This window comes from Candidatus Pantoea edessiphila, assembly GCF_002933345.1.
In the GTDB taxonomy this organism is placed as follows: Bacteria; Pseudomonadota; Gammaproteobacteria; order Enterobacterales; family Enterobacteriaceae; genus Pantoea_C.
The window spans coordinates 68,629-88,297 of record NZ_PDKR01000003.1; the positions used below are offsets into that span (position 1 = coordinate 68,629).

Consider the following 19,669-nt stretch of genomic DNA (forward strand, 5'->3'; position numbering starts at 1 on the left):
TAAAAGATATTATAGTTAAGGAATTTAACCATGGCAAAAGAGCAATTTCAACGAAATAAATTGCACATAAATGTAGGTACTATTGGTCATGTTGATCATGGTAAAACTACTTTAACTTCAGCAATCACAACTGTTTTATCAAAAAAATACGGCGGTCAAGCTTGTGCTTTTGATCAAATCGATAATGCGCCAGAAGAAAAAGCTCGTGGTATTACTATCAATACTTCTCATGTTGAATATGAAACCTTAAATCGTCATTACGCACATGTTGATTGTCCTGGTCATGCTGATTATATAAAAAATATGATTACAGGTGCTGCACAAATGGATGGAGCAATCCTAGTTGTTGCCGCAACTGATGGTCCAATGCCACAAACTCGTGAACATATTTTACTAGGTCGTCAAGTTGGTGTTCCTTATATAATTGTATTTTTGAACAAATGTGATTTAGTTGATGATGAAGAACTTTTAGAGTTAGTTGAAATGGAAGTCCGTGATTTACTATCACAGTATGATTTTCCAGGAGATAGTACTCCAATTATTCGTGGTTCTGCTTTAAAAGCATTAGAAGGAGAATTGGAATGGGAACAAAAGATCATAGAATTAGCTGATTATCTTGATAAATATATTCCAGAACCGGTACGTGCAATTGATTTGCCATTTTTATTACCAATTGAAGATGTTTTTTCAATATCTGGTCGAGGTACAGTTGTTACCGGTCGTGTTGAACGTGGTAGTATAAAAGTAGGTGATGAAGTAGAAATTATAGGAATTAAACCAACCGTAAAGTCAATATGTACTGGTGTTGAAATGTTCCGAAAATTATTAGATCAAGGGCAAGCGGGTGAAAATTGTGGTATCTTGTTGCGTGGTATTAAAAGAGAAGATATTCAGCGTGGTCAAGTATTAGCTAAGCCTAATACTATTAAACCCCATGTAAAGTTTGAAGCTGAGGTTTATGTTTTATCAAAAGAAGAAGGTGGTAGGCATACTCCTTTTTTTAAAGGTTATCGTCCTCAATTTTATTTCCGTACTACGGATGTTACTGGTTCGATAGATCTTCCAGACGGTGTTGAAATGGTAATGCCAGGTGACAATATAAAAATGTTTGTTACTTTAATTCATCCCATCGCAATGGATGATGGTTTACGTTTTGCTATTCGTGAGGGAGGTAGAACAGTTGGTGCAGGAGTTGTAACTAAAGTTGTTAGTTAATATTTAAGTGGCCGTCTGCACGGCCACTTAAATAGAATTGTTCAATTATATATAAAGATATTTAATTAAAATCATATATAATTGTATTGTACTATGACTATTTTATTAATTTAATTTAATACACCGATTATTGATGGAAACAATTAAAATCATTTTAAATAAAAATGATATTTTTTATATTTATTATAAAAAAGTAAAAATAATGTATGTAAAATAAACTGTGTTTATGGTAGTATTGGAGCGAGAGTTTGTTTTATTATTCTTGTATTGTAGTTTTCATATCAAAATTAACTGATTATATAAATCAATAATTTAAAGATTGTAAATAAATGATATTTTAATTATTAGGCTTAATGATAAAAAAAGATATTTGTATGTCTTCATTAAACTTCATAATTTAATACAACAATTTTAAAGCTAAATATAATATTTATTGATTATTTGATAAATTTACGTATAATAACCCATGAGGTTGTCTAAATTTAATTCCATAATAAATATAATTTATTTAATATCAATTAATGATTGATATTAAATAATTAGCTGTTTTATCGGTTATACCGATAAGGTAATTTGTTTTATTCTTAATCTAAATATTTGGGAGCTCTGGTCCATGCAGAACCAAAGAATCCGTATACGTCTTAAAGCATTTGATCATCGTTTAATCGATAAATCAACTGCAGAAATAGTTGAGACTGCTAAGCGCACGGGTGCGCAGGTTCGTGGTCCAATCCCATTACCAACCCGTAAAGAGCGCTTTACTGTTACTATTTCTCCACACGTTAATAAAGATGCGCGTGATCAGTATGAAATTCGAACACATCAGCGTTTGGTAGACATTGTTGAACCAACTGAAAAAACTGTCGATGCTCTTATGCGTCTAGATCTAGCAGCTGGTGTTGACGTACAGATCAGTTTAGGTTGATCTGTTAATGGAGAGGTTGAATTAATGACTGGGTTAGTTGGTAAAAAGATCGGAATGACTCGTATCTTTACTAAGGAAAGTGTATCCATTCCTATAACAGTAATTGAAGTTAAAGATAATCATGTTGTTCAAATTAAAGATCTCGTAAATGATGGCTATAATGCTATTCAAGTAACTACTGGAAATAAAAAAACAAATCGTATAACTAAAGCTCAAGCTGGTCATTTTAAGAAGGCTATGGTTGAAGCTGGTCTTGGTTTATGGGAATTTCGAGTTGGCAAAAGTGAATTATATTCTTTAGGTCAAAAAATTAGCATAGAATTATTTTGTGATATAAAGAAAGTAGATATAACTGGTATATCTAAAGGTAAAGGATTTGCCGGGACAGTGAAGAGATGGAATTTTCGTACTCAAGATGCTGCTCATGGTAATTCTCTATCACATAGAGTCCCTGGTTCTATAGGTCAAAATCAAACGCCTGGCAGAGTTTTTAAGGGTAAAAAAATGGCAGGGCAATTAGGTAAAGAACGCGTAACTATTCAGAGTTTAGATGTAGTATGTGTTGATATTAAAAGAAAATTGCTTTTAGTCAAAGGTGGTGTTCCCGGTGCTATAGGTGGTAATTTAATTATTAAACCAGCCATTAAGACTTAGGAGAATAGCGACGATGGAATTATCATTGCAAGATGCTCAAAGTACTATGACTATTTCTGAAACTACTTTTTGTCATCCTTTTAATGAAGCATTAGTTCATCAAGTCGTTGTTGCATATGCATCAGGTGCTCGTCAAGGAACTAGTGCACAAAAAAGTAGAGCTGAAGTAAGCGGTTCTAGTAGAAAACCTTGGCGTCAGAAAGGCACTGGTCGTGCAAGAGCAGGTTCTATAAGAAGTCCTATTTGGCGCTCTGGTGGAGTAACTTTTGCTGCAAAACCCCAAAAATATAATCAAAAAGTTAATAAAAAAATGTATCGAGGTGCATTGAAAAGTATTTTTTCAGAGTTAATACGTCAAAATAGATTAATAGTTTTTACAAATTTCGCTATAGAATATCCAAAAACTAAATTGTTATTGCAAAAATTACAAAATTTAGGATGTAGTAGAAATATTCTTATAATTACCCATACAACTGATAAAAATTTATTTTTATCAGCTCGCAATTTATATAAAGTGGATATAAAAACTGTAAAAAATATTAATCCAGTTAGTTTAATTGTGTCTGATAAAATCATTATAACAGTTGATGCAATGAAACAAATTTCGGAGATGCTAGAATGAATAGTAAAGAACGTTTTTTTGAAATAATAAGAAAACAACATTCTTCTGAAAAAGCATCTTCTTTAGTTAAGAATACTAGTACTATTGTGCTTAAAGTAAGTAAGAATACTAATAAAAAAGAAATTTTTTTAGCTGTTGAAAAAATATTTGAAGTAAAAGTAAAAAATGTAAATACCTTGATTGTGAAAGATAAAATTAAAAACAATAAAAAACAAAAAAATCGTCAAGAGAATTGGAAAAAAGCTTATATTACTTTACAAAAAGGCCAAAACTTAGATTTTATTAATATCTCTGAATAATGCTGAAGGAAATAAAACAATAATGGCAGTTATGAAATGTAAGCCAACATCTCCAGGTCATAGGCATATGGTGAAAGTAGTTGATTTAAATCTTTACAGAGGAAAACCATTCGCTAATTTATTAGAGAAAAAGATTAAATCTGGAGGACGTAATAATAATGGTAGAATTACTACGCGTCATATTGGTGGTGGTCATAAGCAAAGTTATCGTGTAATAGATTTTAAAAGGAATAAAGACAATGTTTCTGCATCAATTGAACGTTTAGAATACGATCCAAATCGTTCTGCAAATATTGCCTTGGTATTATATAAAGATGGTGAGCGTCGTTATATTTTAGCTATTAAAGGTTTGAAAGTTGGTGATAAGATTCAATCTGGTAATAATGCTTTAATCAAATTAGGTAACACACTTCCAATTAATAATATTCCAGTAGGTTCAATTATACATAATGTAGAAATGAAACCAGGTAAAGGTGGTCAGATTGCTCGTTCTGCTGGTTCGTATGCTCAAATAGTTGCAAAAGAAAATTTTTATGTTACTTTGCGTTTACGTTCAGGAGAAATACGTAAAGTTAATTCTAATTGTCGAGCAACTTTAGGAGAAGTTGGTAATGCTCAACATATGTTACAATCTTTTGGTAAAGCTGGAGCATCTCGCTGGCGCGGTATTCGTCCTACTGTTCGAGGAACAGCTATGAATCCTGTAGATCATCCACATGGAGGTGGAGAAGGTCGTAATTTTGGCAAACATCCCGTAACTCCATGGGGTATTCAAACTAAGGGGAAAAAAACCCGCAATAATAAACGTACTGATAAATTTATAGTACGTAGACGTAATAAATAATATTATAATAGAGGATACACTCGTATGCCACGTTCTCTCAAGAAAGGTCCATTTATAGACCTACATTTGCTTAATAAAGTAGAGAAAGCAGTGGAAAATGGTGATAAAAAACCTTTACGTACTTGGTCGCGTCGTTCGACTATTTTTCCTAAAATGATAGGATTAACCATAGCTGTTCATAATGGTCGTCAACATATTCCTGTTTTTATTTCTGACGAAATGGTAGGTCATAAATTAGGTGAATTCGCTCCAACACGTACTTATCGTGGTCATACATCTGATAAGAAAGTTAAAAAAGTAAAGTAGGGGAAAAAAGTGGAAAGTATCGCTAAATATCGCCGTGCTCATTCTTCTGCCCAAAAGTTGCGATTAGTAGTGAATTTGATTCGAGGAAAAAAAGTATCAGAAGCTTTAAATGTTTTAGTGTATAGTAATAAAAAAGCAGCCTTATTAGTAAAAAAAGTATTAGAATCTGCTATAGCTAATGCTGAAAACAACAATGGTTCTGATATTGACGATTTAAGAATTAAAAAAATTTCAGTAGATGAAGGACCTACTATGAAAAGAATGATGCTACGTGCTAAAGGTCGTTCTGATCGTATTGTAAAGCGTACTAGCCATATCACTGTAGTTGTATCTAATCGCTGAAATACGGAGATTAGTAATGGGTCAAAAAGTGCATCCAAATGGGATGAGGTTGGGTATCATAAAGCCGTGGAATTCTACTTGGTTTGCAAATACAAAAGAATTTGCAAGCAATTTGGAAAACGACTATAAGGTACGTCAGTTTCTTACTAAAAAACTAGCTAAAGCTTCTATATCTCGTATAGTTATTGAAAGACCAGCTAAAAGTATACGTGTGACTATCCATACTGCTCGTCCTGGTATAGTAATTGGTAAAAAAGGTGAAGATGTAGAGAAACTGAGGGTGTCTATAGCAAATATTTCTGGTGTTCCTACGCAAGTTAACATATCTGAAGTATGTAAACCGGAATTGGATGCAAAGTTAATAGCGAACAGTATTACCTCTCAGTTAGAACGTCGCGTAATGTTTCGACGTGTTATGAAAAGAGTTGTTCAAAACGCTATGCGTTTGGGTGCCAAGGGCATTAAAGTTGAAATTAGTGGTAGATTAGGAGGGTCTGAAATAGCACGTACAGAATGGTGTCGTGAAGGACGTGTACCTTTACATACTATACGTGCTGATATTGACTATAGTATCGCTGAAGCTTACACCACCTATGGTGTAATTGGTGTAAAGGTATGGGTTTTTAAAGGTGAAATTTTAGGTAACTTAATTTCTATCGAACAATTAGATTCAACTAATCAACCTAAAAAACAGCAGCGTAAAAACCGTAAGTAAAGGAGAATCGCTGTGTTACAGCCAAAACGCACAAAATTCCGTAAAGTACATAAAGGTAAAAATCGTGGTTTAGCTACCGGGACTAAAATTAGCTTTGGTATGTTTGGCTTAAAAGCAGTTGAGCGTGGTCGTTTAAGTTCCAAACAAATTGAAGCTGCTCGCCGTGCTATGACTCGTGCAGTTAAACGTCAAGGTAAAATATGGATTCGTGTATTTCCAGATAAACCGATAACTGAAAAACCATTAGAAGTACGTATGGGTAAAGGTAAAGGTAATGTCGAGTATTGGGTTGCCATGATTCAACCAGGTAAAATTCTTTATGAAATAGATAGTAGTGTAACAGAAGATTTAGCCCGAGGGGCATTTAAATTGGCAGCTGCAAAGCTACCTATCAAAACTACCTTTGTAACTAAAGCGATAATGTAATGAAAGCAACAAAGTTGCGTAAAAAAAATATTGAAGAACTGAATACTGAACTGTTTAGTTTGTTGCGTGAAGAATTTAATTTACGTATGCAAGCGTCATCCGGTCAGTTACAGAAAACTCATTTATTAAAACAAGTACGTCGTGATATCGCACGAGTTAAAACTTTAATAACTGAAAAAGGTTGATAATTTGTGATTACCAATAAAATCCGTACGCTACAAGGTCGTGTTATTAGTGATAAGATGCAGAAATCTGCAGTTGTTGTAATTGAACGCCTTGTAAAACATCCTATATACGGTAAATTTATTAAACGTACAACTAATTTGCATATTCATGATGAAAAAAATGAATGTAAAATTAATGATATAGTAGAAGTTTGTGAATGCCGTCCTTTTTCTAAAACTAAATCATGGAAATTGGTTCGTGTAATAGAAAGAGCTATTTTGCAAAATTAGAATATAGATATAGAAATATAATAATAGGTGAACGGCTCGGAAGGGTCGTTCGTTTTTTTCCTTGATTAAATTTTTTATATTAACAATATTAATTTTTTTAAAAAAAGATAATATTGTTAAAAATTAGTTGTAATTATAAAAAAATTAAGTGGGGTAATAAAGTGATTCAAGAACAAACTATGCTATGCGTTGCTGATAATTCTGGCGCTCGTAGAGTAATGTGTATTAAAGTGTTAGGTGGTTCACATCGACGATATGCTAGAATTGGTGATATAATAAAAATTACTATTAAAGAAGCAATTCCTCGTGGTAAAGTAAAAAAAGGGGAAGTTTTAAAAGCAGTGATTGTTCGTAGTAAAAAAGGTGTTCGGCGTTTAGATGGTTCTACAATTCGTTTTGATAATAATGCCTGTGTTGTTTTAAATAATAATAGTGAACAACCAATCGGTACACGTATTTTTGGACCAGTCACTCACGAACTGCGTACTGAAAAATTTATGAAAATTATTTCGTTAGCACCAGAAGTGCTCTAATTGAGGTAAATAATGATGGCAGCTAAGATTCGTCGTAATGATGAAATCATTGTTTTAACTGGTAAAGATAAGGGCAAACGAGGAAAGGTGAAAAGTATATTAATTTCTGGCAAGGTTATCGTAGAAGGTGTTAATCTAATAAAGAAACATCAAAAACCTATTTCATCACTTAATAAACCTGGTAGTATTATTGAAAAAGAAGCAGCAATCCAAATTTCTAATGTTGCACTTTTTAATTCAATTACTGGAAAAGCAGATCGTGTAGGTTTTAGATTTGAAGAAGGTAGGAAAGTTCGTTTCTTTAAATCTAATAACAAAACAATTAAGTAATTTGGAGTAAAATGATGTCTACATTACAGGATTATTATAAAAATGAAGTGATCCAAAATCTCAAAGCTCATTTTGGTTACAATTCTGTCATGCAAGTTCCTAAAATCAGTAAAATTACAGTAAATATGGGTGTTGGTGAAGCGGTTGTGGATAAAAAAATATTAGATAATGCTATATCTGATTTAACAGCAATTTCTGGCCAAAAACCTTTAATTACCAAAGTTAGAAAATCAATAGCAGGATTTAAAATCAGACAAGGATATCCTATTGGTTGTAAAGTTACACTTCGCGGAAAAAGAATGTGGGAATTTTTAGAACGCTTAATTGTCATCGTTATACCGCGTATTCGTGATTTTCGTGGTTTTTCAGTTAAATCATTTGACGGTTTTGGTAATTATAATATAGGGATACGTGAACAAATTATCTTTCCTGAAATTAGATATGATAAAATGAATCACATTCGGGGATTAGATATTGCTATCAGTACTTCTGCAAAATCTGATAAGGAAGGCTTAGCTTTACTTGCAGCCTTTAATTTCCCTTTTCGTAAATAATTAAGGTGAGGTGATATATCTAATATGGCTAAAAAATCAATGAAAGCTAGAGAAGTTAAGCGTATAAAATTAGCAAATAAATTACTTACGAAACGTAATGATCTTAAAGCAATTATTGCTAATACTAAAGTTTCTAATAAAATGCGCTGGGATGCGATTTTAAAATTGCAATGTCTTCCTCGTGATTCTAGCCCTTCACGTCAACGTAATCGTTGTCGTCAAACAGGTCGTCCTAGAGGTTTTTTACGAAAATTTGGTTTAAGTCGTATAAAAGTTAGAGAAGCAGCAATGCGTGGAGATATACCAGGACTTAAAAAAGCTAGTTGGTAATAATTTTGCAGATTAATTTAACTATAATGAGGAAAAAATTAATGAGTATGCAAGATTCTGTAGCTGATATGTTAACAAGAATACGTAACGGTCAGTCTTCAAATAAGGTCGCTGTTAATATGTCTTCTTCTAAACTAAAACTAGCAATTTCTAAAGTTCTTAAAGAAGAAGGATATATTGAAAATTTTAAAGTTATAGATAATGATAAAAAGACGCAATTAGAACTCACTTTAAAATATTTTAAAGGTAAACCGGTGTTGTCAAAAATTCAAAGAATAAGTCGCCCTGGTTTAAGAATTTATAAAAAGAAAAATAACCTTCCAAAAGTTATGGATGGTATGGGTGTAGCTGTTATTTCTACATCTAAAGGTGTTATGACTGATAGTATGGCACGTTATATAGGTCTTGGTGGAGAAGTTATTTGCCATTTAGCGTAAGATAATAATTATTTTGGAGGATTTAATGTCTCGTATTGCTAAAACGCCTATTATTATTCCAATTGGTGTAGAGGTGAAACTAAATGGTCAGGTAATTTCAATAAAAGGTAAAAATGGAGAATTACATCAGTTTATAAATAGTTCAGTTAAAATACAATATATTGATAATATTTTAACTTTCAATCCTTGTAAAGATTGTGTTAGTGGTTGGTCACAAGCTGGCACATCCCGTTCGATAATTAATGCAATGGTTATTGGAGTTGATAAAGGTTTTATTAAAAAATTGCAATTAGTTGGAGTGGGTTATCGTGCATCAGTTAATGATAATATAGTAAATTTATCTTTAGGTTTTTCTCATCCTATAAATCATTCTTTACCTAATGGTGTTTTTGCTGAATGTCCAATTCAAACTGAAATCATTTTAAAAAGTGCTAATAAGCAGTTAATAGGTCAAGTAGCAGCTGATTTACGTTCTTATCGTCCTCCAGAACCCTATAAAGGTAAAGGTATTTGTTATATTGATGAGAAAATTGCTATAAAAGAAGCTAAAAAGAAGTAGTAGGTATATAATGAACAAGAAAAGATCTGCTCGTATCCGTCGTAGTAATAGCACAAGATGTAAGATTAAAGAATTAGGTGCTATTCGTTTAGTTGTACATCGTACCCCACGTCATATTTATGCACAGGTAATTAGTTCAAGCGGTTCTAAAGTTTTGATTTCTGCTTCCACTGTAGAAAAAATTATTAATAACCAACTTCAATATACTGGTAATAAAAAAGCTGCTAGTGTTGTAGGTAGATTTATTGCAGAACGTGCAATGAAAAAAGACATTACTAGTGTTTCCTTCGATAGGTCTGGTTTCAAATATCACGGTCGTATTAAAGCGTTAGCGGATGCTGCCCGTGAAGTCGGCCTTAAATTCTAGTAGGTAGGTATTTAAATATGGCAAATATCGAGAAACAAATAGGTGAGTTACAAGAAAAACTAATTGCTGTAAATCGTGTATCTAAAACTGTCAAGGGAGGACGTATTTTTTCTTTCACAGCGCTGACTGTAGTAGGTGATGGTAATGGTCGTGTAGGTTTTGGATATGGTAAAGCACGTGAAGTGCCCGCTGCTATACAGAAGGCAATGGAAAAAGCTCGCCGTAATATGGTAAGCATCATATTAAAAAATGGTACTTTACAGCATTCTGTTAAGGGCTCTCATACAGGTTCTAAGGTATTTATGCAACCAGCTTCACAAGGTACCGGTATTATAGCTGGAGGTGCCATGAGAGCTGTACTTGAAGTTGCTGGAGTACATAATGTTTTAGCTAAGACGTATGGATCCACTAATCCAATTAATGTTGTTCGTGCTACTATAGAGGGATTAAGTAATATGAGCTCTCCTGAAGTGATTGCTGCTAAACGGGGCAAATCTATAAAAAATATTATGGAGATATAAAATGATTGATAAAAAAATTAAAATAACTCAGATACGTAGTTCTATTGGTTGTTTACCATCTCATAAACTAACTCTTATCGGTTTAGGTTTACGGCGTATTGGTCATACCGTAGAACGCAAGGATAATCCATCTATACGTGGTATGATTAATGTTATTTCATATATGGTAAAAGTAATAAAAGAAGATGAATAATTTGAGATTAAACAATTTATCTCCTGCTATCGGATCTAAACATTTTAGTAAAAGAGTAGGTCGTGGTATAGGATCTGGTTTGGGTAAAACTTGTGGTCGTGGACATAAGGGCCAAAAATCTCGTTCTGGAGGTAATATCAACCGTGGTTTTGAAGGCGGTCAAATGCCTATATATCGTCGTTTGCCAAAGTTTGGTTTTACATCACGTAAAAATTTTGTTCAAGAAGTTCGTCTATTTGATTTGATAAAAGTTAAAGATGATATTATATCTTTAAATACTCTGAAAAAATTTAACGTTATTAATAATCGTGTGAAATCCGTTAAAATAATTTTTTCTAATGGTCTCTCTAGACCAATAAAAATTTGTGGTTTGAATGTTACTAATGGTGCTAAAAAAGCTATTGAAGGTATCGGTGGCATAATTGAGGATTAAGTACTAAATGATAAAACAATTGGGATTTGATTTTAAAAATACCAAGAATAGTTTAAGTGACTTAAAAAATAGATTATTATTTTTATTTATTAGCTTAGTGGTCTTTCGTATTGGCTCTTTTATTCCAATTCCTGGTATTGACGTGAGCATACTTAAAAAAATAATTGAACAACAACGTGGAACCATAATTGAGATGTTTAATATGTTTTCTGGTGGATCTTTAAGTCGTGCTTCTATCTTTGCATTGGGAATAATGCCATATGTTTCAGCATCAATTATTATTCAATTATTAACTGCAATTCATCCGAAACTAATAGAAATAAAGAAAGAAGGGGAGATAGGTCGTCGTAAAATTGATAAATATACGCGTTACTGCACCTTGGTCTTAGCTATACTCCAATCAATGGGTATTGCTGTTGGTTTACCTAATATGCTAGGTATGCATAACTTAATTTTTAAACCTGGCTTATTTTTTTATTCAACAGCGGTTGTCAGTTTAGTATCAGGCACTATTTTTTTAATGTGGTTAGGTGAACAAATTACTGAGCGTGGAATAGGTAACGGTATTTCTATTATTATTTTTGCTGGTATCATTGCAGGATTACCATCAGCAATAAGTCACACTATTGAACAAACCAGACAAGGTGAATTACATATCTTTTTATTACTATTTATTTTGCTTTTCATATTTATGGTCACATTTTTTGTTATTTTCGTCGAACGAGGTCAACGTCGAATAATGGCTAATTATGCAAAAAGACAACAAGGACGTCGTTTGTATGCAGTACAGTGCACACATTTACCGTTAAAAGTTAATATGGCTGGTGTGATTCCTGCTATTTTTGCTTCTAGTATTATTCTATTTCCTGCAACTATGACTTCATGGCTTGGTAATAATAATCATTGGAAATGGTTAGCTACTGTTTCTTTATATCTTCAACCTGGACAACCGCTTTATGTATTGATTTATGCTGCTGCAATCATTTTTTTCTGTTTTTTTTATACAGCTTTGGTTTTTAATCCTCGTGAAACAGCAGATAATTTAAAAAAATCTGGAGCATTTATACCAGGAATTCGTCCAGGAGAACAAACAGCAAAATATATTAATAAGGTGATGACTCGTTTAACTTTATTTGGTGCTTTTTATATCACGTTTATATGTCTTATTCCTGAATTCATGAGAAGTCTTATGAAGGTACCATTTTATTTTGGTGGGACTTCATTATTAATTGTGGTTGTAGTTATTATGGACTTTATGTCTCAAGTACAAACATTAATGATGTCAAGTCAATATGATCTTGCATTGAAAAAATCTAATTTAAAATAATCTGATTAATTATTTTTAAATAAATTTAATAGTAAAAAAGGAATATTATAAATGAAAGTTCGCACTTCTGTTAAGAAACTATGTCGTAGCTGTAAAATTATTCGTCGTAACGGTATTGTCCGTGTAATTTGCAAGTCTCATTCTAAACATAAACAACGTCAAGGTTAATTGAATAATTTGTTTTATAACAAATTATTCAATTTATATTTTTATTCACAATATAATGTACAAAAATTAATTGAAAATTATTAGGAGAGTAATTTGACTCGTATAGCAGGAATAGATATTCCTGATAATAAGCATATAGTTATGTCATTAACCACTATTTTTGGTATTGGTAAAGTTCGCTCTAAAAAAATTTGTGCTATTACTGGTATTAATGAAAATATTAAAGTAAGTAAATTATCTGAAAAACAAATTGATAAATTACGAGATGAGGTTGCTAAATTTGTTATTGAAGGTGATTTACGGCGTGAAGTTAATATTAGTATTAAGCGATTAATCGATTTGGGTTGTTATCGTGGTTTACGTCATCGCCGTGGTCTTCCGGTTCGTGGTCAGCGTACTAAAACCAATGCACGTACACGTAAAGGTCCTCGTAAACATATTAAAAAATAATCGAGATAAGTAAAATGGCAAAGGCATTAGTTCGTACACGTAAACGTGTAAAAAAACAAATTTTAGATGGTGTGGCTTATATCCACGCTTCCTTTAATAATACTATTGTTACTATTACTGATCGTCAAGGTAACGCATTAGGTTGGGCAACTGCAGGTGGATCAGGTTTTCGTGGTTCACGTAAATCAACTCCCTTTGCTGCCCAAATTGCTGCGGAACGTTGTGCAGAGGCGGTAAAAGATTACGGCATTAAAAATTTAGAGGTAATGGTAAAAGGTCCTGGTCCAGGTCGTGAATCAACTATTCGTGCTTTAAATACAGTTGGTTTCCGGATTATCAATATTATTGATATGACACCCATCCCTCATAACGGTTGTCGTCCGCCAAAAAAACGTCGTGTATAATTTATTTTAAAATAGCTGGAGAAAAAAATGGCAAGATATTTAGGGCCTAAGCTCAAGCTGAGCCGACGTGAAGGTACTGACTTATTTCTTAAGTCTGGTGTTCGAGCGATCGATTCTAAATGTAAATTTGAACAAGCTCCTGGCCAACATGGAATACGTAAACCGCGTTTATCGGATTATGGTGTTCAGTTGCGTGAAAAACAAAAAGTTCGTCGTATTTACGGAATTCTTGAACGTCAATTTCGTAATTATTATAAAAAAGCTGCACGATTGAAAGGTAATACAGGTGAAAACTTATTAGTTCTATTAGAAAGTCGTTTAGACAATGTAGTTTATCGTATGGGATTTGGAGCTACTCGAGCAGAATCACGTCAGTTAATAAGTCATAAATCTATCATAGTAAATGACCGTTTTGTTAACATTGCTTCTTATCAAGTATATCCAAATGATGTTATCAAAATTTGTGATAAAGCTAAAAAACAATCTCGTGTTAAAGCTGCTCTAGAACTATCTGAGCAAAATAAAAAACCAGATTGGTTAGAAATTAATGAAAAAAAAATGGAAGGTCTTTTCAAGCGCATTCCTGAAAGACAGGATCTATCTACAGACATTAATGAACATCTGATTGTTGAACTTTATTCTAAGTAAGGCTTTGTACCAAAGAGAGGATATAATGCAGGGTTCTGTGACAGAATTTCTAAAACCGCGCCTGGTAGATATAGAACAACTCAGCTCGACACAAGCTAAAGTAACTCTTGAGCCGTTAGAACGTGGCTTTGGTCATACTCTTGGTAATGCACTTCGCCGTATTTTGCTTTCTTCGATGCCAGGTTATGCAGTAACAGAAGTTGAAATTGATGGTGTATTGCATGAATATACCACTAAAGAAGGAGTACAGGAAGATATCTTAGAAATATTACTAAACCTTAAGGGATTAGTCGTAAAAGTTGAAGGTAAAGAAGAAGTTGTATTAAATTTGAATAAATCCGGTATTGGTCCTGTAATTGCAGCTGATATTGCACATGATAGTCACGTAGAAATTATTCATCCTCAACATATAATTTGTCATTTAACTGATAAAAATGCTGCTATTAATATGCGTATAAAGATTCAAAGAGGTCGTGGTTATGTACCAGCTGCTAATCGAATTCGTAGAGGTGAAGAAGATGAACGTCCTATAGGTAGACTTCTAGTTGATGCCTGTTATAGTCCTATAGATCGTATTGCGTATAATGTTGAAGCAGCACGTGTAGAACAGCGGACTGATTTAGATAAATTAATTATTGATTTAGAAACCAATGGGACAATAGATCCTGAAGAAGCAATTCGTAGAGCTGCTACCATCTTAGTAGAACAATTAGAATCTTTTGTTGATTTACAAGATTTACATCAACCTGAAATAAAAGAAGAAAAACCAGAATTTGATCCACTTTTATTACGTCCTGTTGATGATTTAGAATTAACCGTCCGTTCTGCTAATTGCTTAAAGGCAGAAACTATCCATTATATCGGTGATTTAGTACAACGTACTGAAGTTGAACTACTTAAAACACCTAATTTAGGCAAAAAATCTCTTACTGAAATTAAAGATGTTTTGGCTTCACGTGGACTTTCTCTTGGTATGAGACTTGAAAATTGGCCGCCAAAAAATATAATAGAAGAATAATTTTATATTAAAAATTAATATATTAATAAAAGGATAAATCATGCGCCATCGTAAAAGTGGGCGTCAATTAAATCGTAATTCAAGTCATCGTAAGGCTATGTTTCGTAATATTACAGCCTCTTTAGTTCGTCATGAAATTATAAAGACAACTTTATCAAAAGCTAAAGAACTACGTCGTATTATTGAACCTTTAATTACTATTTCTAAAATTGATAGTGTCTTTAATCGTAGATTTGTCTTCGCTAACATTCGTGATAATGAAATTGTTGCGAAATTATTTAAGCAATTAGGTCCACGTTTCATAAATCGTTTTGGTGGATATACTAGAATTCTAAAGTGTGGTTTTCGTTCTGGTGATAAGGCACCAATGGCCTATATTGAGTTAATTGATCGTCAGAAAAATATTAAAACAAAACAAATAAAAACGACTAATAATTAATAATTTTGGTTAATTATCTAATTTAAAAAAAATAGAGTAAAAAACTCACTATTAATTGGGTTTTTTGCTCTTTAATCTTTAAGGTGATTAATTTTGTTGTATTGTTATCTTATTTTAGTATTTTAGTTGAGCTGAGTGCTAGGTTTAAACACTTCATTTCGTGAATTAATTAGCTCTTTAACTGTCATTGGTTTCTTACCTGCAGGTTGTAAGCAAATTAAATTTATTATACCTTGTGTAGTTGCAACTTGAATTCCTTGTTTTGTAACTTTAATAATTTCTCCTGGTTTTTTATCTACATGAGCTAATATACTTACTTTCCAAACTTTTATTAATTGATTATTAACATAAAAAAAACTTATTGGCCATGGATTAAAAGCACGAATACATCGTTCTAATTGTTTTGCTGAAAAATTCCAATTAATTTTTGCTTCTTTCTTTTTTATTTTTTTAGCATAACTAGCTAATTTTTCATCTTGTTTTTTAGAATTGATATTACCATAATATAGTTTTAAAAAAGTACTAAATAATCCCTGAGAACCCAATTTTTTTAATTTATTATAGAGTGTTAATGTGGTATCTTTTAAGCTAATATCACAATCAATTTGATATAATATATTTCCAGTATCTAATTTTTCATCCATTTTGATAATAGTGATTCCAGTTTTTTTATCTCCAGCTAAAATTGCTCTTTGTATAGGCGCTGCACCTCTCCATCTTGGTAATAAAGAGGCGTGAATATTAATACATCCCAAACGTGGTATTTTAAGTATTGTGTTTGGAATAATTAATCCATAAGATACTACAACCATTATATCTGGATTGAAATTAGAAATTATATTTTGATGTAATTTACAATCCAATGATTTTGGTTGAAATATTGGAATGTTTTTACTTTGTGCAAAAATTTTTATAGGACTATATTTTAATTTATAGCCTCTACCAGACGGACGATCTGGTTGAGTAAATACAGCTAATACTATATGGTTAGATGTAATTATATCATTAAGATAAGATACAGCAAAATCAGATGTACCAGCAAAGATAATTTTTAATGATGGTATAATCAAAATTCTCTCTTCTAATTTTAAAAAAGGCTTTTTATATTTTAATGTAATTATTTTTTAATTCTAAGCATTTTTGATAACTTAACTTTAATTCTCTGGCGTTTTAAGGGTGATAAATAGTCAATAAATAATTTACCATTTAGATGATCTATTTCATGTTGTATACAAATTGATAATAGGTCATTAGTTTCTATTTCAAAAACATCACCATTTCGATCTAATGAACTAATTTTAATTATTGCACCTCTTTGTATAAAGGCATGTTGTTTTGGCAATGATAAACAACCTTCTTCTATTCCATTAGTACCCGTTATATTTAATATTTCTGGATTAATTAATACTAAGCGATTTTTATGGTTTTCAGAAATATCAATGACTATAATACGTTGATTAATATTAACTTGAGTAGCTGCAAGACCAATACCTTTATAAGCATACATAGTTTCAAACATATTATCTATAATATTTTGTATTTCTTCATTAATTATTTTAACTGGTAAAGCTTTTTGACGTAGACGCTCATCTGGAAAATATAACAATGGTAAAACTGACATAAATGTATTACTTCTTTAGATGATTAAATAAGTTAATTAATTTTTCATTTCTTGCATCATTAATTGAATTATGAAGCTTACTCACTAGAAGTATATTATATTATCAATTAAATAGGTATAATTAAATTATATTTATAATTAAAAATAACATTGATCATAATAAAATTATTAAATCTTATAAACATTCAACATTAATAATTAAAGTAAATATTTTTATAAAATAGATTTGTTTATATGTATTATACACTCAATATCTTTTTTAAAGATAAACTTTTAATTCTAATGTTTATTTATAATGCTTTCACTAAATGTTATAATATAGCATTATATTTATTTTTACTGCTATATCAATCTCTGTATTAATTTTTAATTAAAAGAACTAAATAAAATTATTCTATGTTAGATATAATGATTGGTTTTTTATTTGAAATATATATGTTAAATTAAATCATAATTTGTATGGTAATTTAAAAACATAGATTTTTATATTAAAGATAAATAATTTTTAAGAATTTATCATTATTATAATAATTATATAAATGATAATTTTACTTGTAATAAGAATACAAGGTTAGATTTAGGACCTTCATTTGTTTATTTTAGATAAACGTAAGATGTTAAAATGATAGTTATTGATTAATTTAAAGATTTAAATTAATCAGCTTTAATAGTAATGTTTTTTATCTAAATTATAAAAACTTATCTAAATCAAAATTAAAAAATAACTATTTAAGTATTAAAACAATAAAATATATTATTCTTAATTATTAACAATAACTAATTATATTATTCAATATTATTTCTATATGAGTTAAAATTGATTTATTCAAACATATTATTAATAAATTATAAAAACAACAAATAAAACGGCTAATATAATAAATTTTATTATGCATAAAGAAGATTTTTTAATTTCATTAAAACATTGCGTAAAGGAACTTTATCTAGGCGGAATTATAATTTATCCAACTGAAGCAGTTTTCGGATTTGGTTGTGATCCTGAAAATAAAACCGCGGTAGAGAAACTAATTTTCCTTAAAAATCGTTCTCTTAACAAAGGTTTTATATTAATCAGTAATGATTATAATCAATTGAAATCATATGTTGATGAATATAAAATTTCTTCAATTAAGCGTGATTATATGTTTTCTTATTGGCCTGGTCCAACAACATTCATTGTCCCAGCTTCTAGACAAACGCCAATTTGGTTGACTGGAAAATTCGATTCTTTGGCAATCCGTGTGAGTAATCATCCTGGAATAAAAGCTCTGTGTAATAAATTTGGTAAACCTATAATATCAACAAGTGCTAATCTAGCGAACCAAAAACCTTGTCGTACATTTGAAGATGTTATAAAAAAATTTGGAAAATCATTTCCAATTTTATTAGGTGAAACTTACGGTTTAAAACGTCCTTCTGAAATTAGAAATATTATCACTGGAGATTTAATACGTAAAGGATAGTTCATGTTTAAATTTGCAGTTTTTGGGAATCCCATTTATCATAGTAAGTCTCCATTCATTCATAATGAATTTGCTAAGCAAACAGGAATACAACATACCTATGGAAGTATATATGTTCCAATTGATGGATTTTTACAATCAATTTCAAGTTTTTTTTCCCAAGGTGGTTTAGGAGCTAATATAACTTTACCTTTTAAGCAACAAGCATTTGAATTTACTGATGAACTTAGTGAACGAGCTTATTATTCAGGTGCTGTCAATACTTTAAAAAAACTAGATAATGGTAAAATTTTTGGAGACAATACTGATGGTATTGGATTATTGAGTGATCTTCAGAGACTTAAAATGGTAAATTGTGGAGACAAAGTTCTTATAATAGGAGCTGGTGGTGCAGCTAGGGGAATAATTTTACCACTATTGACCTTGGGAACTATAATTACAATAACCAATCGCACTGATGTCAAATCTCATAGATTAGCTAATCATTTTAAACATAATGGTAATATTACTTCTTGTAATATTAATCAATTAAATGGTAAAAAATTTGATTTAATTATTAATTCAACTTCTAGTAGCTCAATTGGCCAAATACCTATTTTACCTATTTCTTTAATACATAATAAGCTACGATGTTATGATGTTTTTTATCAAAAAAAATTAACATCTTTTTTATATTGGTGTCAAAAAAAAGGCTGTAATTATTTATCCGACGGACTGGGAATGTTAATTTACCAAGCTGCATATTCATTTAAATTATGGCATGGAATAATGCCTAACATTACAAATATGTTTATAAAATTAAAATAAAATATTTTATTAATTTGTATGATTTATTAATCATAATAAGATTATATGATATAATTAATAAATTTTAAATTTACAAAATAATTAATATACTTGTAAAATTACGTATTCAATTTATAATAATAAATATTATTAAAAACAATATTATAATATAGTCAAGATATTTATAATTAATCAGTATATTTAGACAAGAAAAACTTGACTAATAAGGTCAACAGAGTTAGCATAACGAATTATTATAATTATTATTAACAAAGCTCTTTAACA

Annotated in this window: 33 protein-coding genes; 31 read left to right on the plus strand and 2 right to left on the minus strand. The window is 30.8% G+C overall.

Features of this window, described 5'->3' with window-relative positions; all coding sequences use genetic code 11:
- Positions 1-30: 30 nt before the first annotated feature.
- The 29 genes from tuf to rplQ all read left to right on the plus strand — a co-directional run bounded on the left by tuf (position 31) and on the right by rplQ (position 15,514).
- The gene (gene tuf, locus CRV09_RS02620) at positions 31-1,215 is read left to right on the plus strand and encodes an elongation factor Tu (protein WP_136132583.1); all 1,185 of its coding nucleotides are present in this window, start codon (positions 31-33) and stop codon (positions 1,213-1,215) included.
- A 613-nt stretch (positions 1,216-1,828) separates the two neighbouring features.
- Positions 1,829-2,140, plus strand: a complete 312-nt coding sequence (gene rpsJ, locus CRV09_RS02625) for a 30S ribosomal protein S10 (protein WP_136130275.1) — start codon at positions 1,829-1,831, stop codon at positions 2,138-2,140.
- Between the two features lie 24 nt (positions 2,141-2,164).
- Positions 2,165-2,794 (plus strand): 50S ribosomal protein L3, encoded by a 630-nt coding sequence (gene rplC, locus CRV09_RS02630; RefSeq protein WP_136132584.1) that lies wholly within the window; start codon positions 2,165-2,167, stop codon positions 2,792-2,794.
- Between the two features lie 13 nt (positions 2,795-2,807).
- Positions 2,808-3,416, plus strand: a complete 609-nt coding sequence (gene rplD, locus CRV09_RS02635) for a 50S ribosomal protein L4 (protein ID WP_136132585.1) — start codon at positions 2,808-2,810, stop codon at positions 3,414-3,416.
- Positions 3,413-3,715 (plus strand): 50S ribosomal protein L23, encoded by a 303-nt coding sequence (gene rplW, locus CRV09_RS02640; RefSeq protein WP_136132586.1) that lies wholly within the window; start codon positions 3,413-3,415, stop codon positions 3,713-3,715. The genes rplD and rplW overlap by 4 nt, the downstream gene beginning before the upstream one ends.
- 22 nt (positions 3,716-3,737) lie before the next feature.
- Complete coding sequence (gene rplB, locus CRV09_RS02645) at positions 3,738-4,559, plus strand: 50S ribosomal protein L2 (protein WP_136132587.1); 822 nt, start codon at positions 3,738-3,740, stop codon at positions 4,557-4,559.
- 24 nt (positions 4,560-4,583) lie between these two features.
- Positions 4,584-4,865, plus strand: a complete 282-nt coding sequence (gene rpsS / locus CRV09_RS02650) for a 30S ribosomal protein S19 (RefSeq protein ID WP_136132588.1) — start codon at positions 4,584-4,586, stop codon at positions 4,863-4,865.
- A gap of 9 nt (positions 4,866-4,874) precedes the next feature.
- Positions 4,875-5,207, plus strand: coding sequence for a 50S ribosomal protein L22 (rplV, locus tag CRV09_RS02655; protein WP_136132589.1), 333 nt, complete (start codon positions 4,875-4,877; stop codon positions 5,205-5,207).
- Positions 5,208-5,223: 16 nt separating this feature from the next.
- Positions 5,224-5,922: a 30S ribosomal protein S3 gene (gene rpsC / locus CRV09_RS02660; RefSeq protein ID WP_136132590.1), complete on the plus strand. Its 699-nt coding sequence runs from the start codon at positions 5,224-5,226 to the stop codon at positions 5,920-5,922.
- 12 nt (positions 5,923-5,934) lie between these two features.
- Positions 5,935-6,348, plus strand: a complete 414-nt coding sequence (rplP, locus tag CRV09_RS02665) for a 50S ribosomal protein L16 (RefSeq protein ID WP_136132591.1) — start codon at positions 5,935-5,937, stop codon at positions 6,346-6,348.
- Positions 6,348-6,533 (plus strand): 50S ribosomal protein L29, encoded by a 186-nt coding sequence (rpmC, locus tag CRV09_RS02670; protein WP_136132592.1) that lies wholly within the window; start codon positions 6,348-6,350, stop codon positions 6,531-6,533. Before rplP ends, rpmC begins: the two co-directional genes overlap by 1 nt.
- A 9-nt stretch (positions 6,534-6,542) precedes the next feature.
- On the plus strand, positions 6,543-6,803 hold the full coding sequence (gene rpsQ / locus CRV09_RS02675) for a 30S ribosomal protein S17 (RefSeq protein WP_136132615.1): 261 nt from the start codon (positions 6,543-6,545) through the stop codon (positions 6,801-6,803).
- A 161-nt stretch (positions 6,804-6,964) separates the two neighbouring features.
- Positions 6,965-7,336, plus strand: a complete 372-nt coding sequence (gene rplN / locus CRV09_RS02680; protein ID WP_136132593.1) for a 50S ribosomal protein L14 — start codon at positions 6,965-6,967, stop codon at positions 7,334-7,336.
- Positions 7,337-7,351: 15 nt separating this feature from the next.
- Positions 7,352-7,666 carry a 50S ribosomal protein L24 gene (gene rplX / locus CRV09_RS02685; RefSeq protein ID WP_136132594.1) on the plus strand — a complete coding sequence of 105 codons (315 nt, stop codon included), beginning with the start codon at positions 7,352-7,354 and terminating at the stop codon, positions 7,664-7,666.
- Positions 7,667-7,680: 14 nt separating this feature from the next.
- A complete protein-coding gene (gene rplE, locus CRV09_RS02690; RefSeq protein ID WP_136132595.1) occupies positions 7,681-8,220 on the plus strand; it encodes a 50S ribosomal protein L5 in 540 nt (179 codons plus the stop codon).
- 24 nt (positions 8,221-8,244) lie between these two features.
- Positions 8,245-8,550 (plus strand): 30S ribosomal protein S14, encoded by a 306-nt coding sequence (rpsN, locus tag CRV09_RS02695; RefSeq protein ID WP_136132596.1) that lies wholly within the window; start codon positions 8,245-8,247, stop codon positions 8,548-8,550.
- Between the two features lie 41 nt (positions 8,551-8,591).
- Positions 8,592-8,987: a 30S ribosomal protein S8 gene (rpsH, locus tag CRV09_RS02700; RefSeq protein ID WP_136132597.1), complete on the plus strand. Its 396-nt coding sequence runs from the start codon at positions 8,592-8,594 to the stop codon at positions 8,985-8,987.
- A gap of 25 nt (positions 8,988-9,012) precedes the next feature.
- Complete coding sequence (rplF, locus tag CRV09_RS02705; RefSeq protein ID WP_136132598.1) at positions 9,013-9,546, plus strand: 50S ribosomal protein L6; 534 nt, start codon at positions 9,013-9,015, stop codon at positions 9,544-9,546.
- A 10-nt stretch (positions 9,547-9,556) separates the two neighbouring features.
- Positions 9,557-9,913 carry a 50S ribosomal protein L18 gene (gene rplR / locus CRV09_RS02710; RefSeq protein WP_136132599.1) on the plus strand — a complete coding sequence of 119 codons (357 nt, stop codon included), beginning with the start codon at positions 9,557-9,559 and terminating at the stop codon, positions 9,911-9,913.
- Positions 9,914-9,930: 17 nt separating this feature from the next.
- A complete protein-coding gene (rpsE, locus tag CRV09_RS02715; RefSeq protein ID WP_136132600.1) occupies positions 9,931-10,434 on the plus strand; it encodes a 30S ribosomal protein S5 in 504 nt (167 codons plus the stop codon).
- 4 nt (positions 10,435-10,438) lie between these two features.
- Entirely contained in the window at positions 10,439-10,627 is a 189-nt protein-coding gene (gene rpmD, locus CRV09_RS02720) for a 50S ribosomal protein L30 (RefSeq protein WP_136132616.1), read from the plus strand.
- Between the two features lies 1 nt (position 10,628).
- Complete coding sequence (gene rplO, locus CRV09_RS02725; protein ID WP_136132617.1) at positions 10,629-11,060, plus strand: 50S ribosomal protein L15; 432 nt, start codon at positions 10,629-10,631, stop codon at positions 11,058-11,060.
- Positions 11,061-11,067: 7 nt separating this feature from the next.
- Positions 11,068-12,387, plus strand: coding sequence for a preprotein translocase subunit SecY (secY, locus tag CRV09_RS02730; RefSeq protein ID WP_136132601.1), 1,320 nt, complete (start codon positions 11,068-11,070; stop codon positions 12,385-12,387).
- A gap of 51 nt (positions 12,388-12,438) precedes the next feature.
- Entirely contained in the window at positions 12,439-12,555 is a 117-nt protein-coding gene (gene rpmJ / locus CRV09_RS02735; RefSeq protein ID WP_136132602.1) for a 50S ribosomal protein L36, read from the plus strand.
- Positions 12,556-12,648: 93 nt separating this feature from the next.
- Entirely contained in the window at positions 12,649-13,005 is a 357-nt protein-coding gene (gene rpsM, locus CRV09_RS02740; protein ID WP_136132603.1) for a 30S ribosomal protein S13, read from the plus strand.
- 14 nt (positions 13,006-13,019) lie between these two features.
- Entirely contained in the window at positions 13,020-13,409 is a 390-nt protein-coding gene (rpsK, locus tag CRV09_RS02745) for a 30S ribosomal protein S11 (protein WP_136132604.1), read from the plus strand.
- Positions 13,410-13,436: 27 nt separating this feature from the next.
- Positions 13,437-14,057 carry a 30S ribosomal protein S4 gene (rpsD, locus tag CRV09_RS02750; protein WP_136132605.1) on the plus strand — a complete coding sequence of 207 codons (621 nt, stop codon included), beginning with the start codon at positions 13,437-13,439 and terminating at the stop codon, positions 14,055-14,057.
- Between the two features lie 25 nt (positions 14,058-14,082).
- The gene (locus CRV09_RS02755; RefSeq protein WP_136132606.1) at positions 14,083-15,075 is read left to right on the plus strand and encodes a DNA-directed RNA polymerase subunit alpha; all 993 of its coding nucleotides are present in this window, start codon (positions 14,083-14,085) and stop codon (positions 15,073-15,075) included.
- A gap of 40 nt (positions 15,076-15,115) precedes the next feature.
- Positions 15,116-15,514, plus strand: coding sequence for a 50S ribosomal protein L17 (gene rplQ, locus CRV09_RS02760; RefSeq protein ID WP_136132607.1), 399 nt, complete (start codon positions 15,116-15,118; stop codon positions 15,512-15,514).
- A gap of 122 nt (positions 15,515-15,636) precedes the next feature.
- On the opposite strand, the gene fmt is transcribed toward rplQ, so the two are convergent.
- Positions 15,637-16,581, minus strand: coding sequence for a methionyl-tRNA formyltransferase (fmt, locus tag CRV09_RS02765; RefSeq protein WP_136132618.1), 945 nt, complete (start codon positions 16,579-16,581; stop codon positions 15,637-15,639).
- A 50-nt stretch (positions 16,582-16,631) separates the two neighbouring features.
- A complete protein-coding gene (gene def / locus CRV09_RS02770) occupies positions 16,632-17,135 on the minus strand; it encodes a peptide deformylase (RefSeq protein ID WP_136132608.1) in 504 nt (167 codons plus the stop codon).
- Between the two features lie 890 nt (positions 17,136-18,025).
- Here def and tsaC point away from each other — a divergent pair.
- Both tsaC and aroE read left to right on the plus strand, forming a co-directional pair.
- On the plus strand, positions 18,026-18,598 hold the full coding sequence (gene tsaC / locus CRV09_RS02775; protein ID WP_136132609.1) for an L-threonylcarbamoyladenylate synthase type 1 TsaC: 573 nt from the start codon (positions 18,026-18,028) through the stop codon (positions 18,596-18,598).
- A 3-nt stretch (positions 18,599-18,601) separates the two neighbouring features.
- A complete protein-coding gene (gene aroE / locus CRV09_RS02780; RefSeq protein ID WP_136132610.1) occupies positions 18,602-19,405 on the plus strand; it encodes a shikimate dehydrogenase in 804 nt (267 codons plus the stop codon).
- Positions 19,406-19,669: the final 264 nt, after the last annotated feature.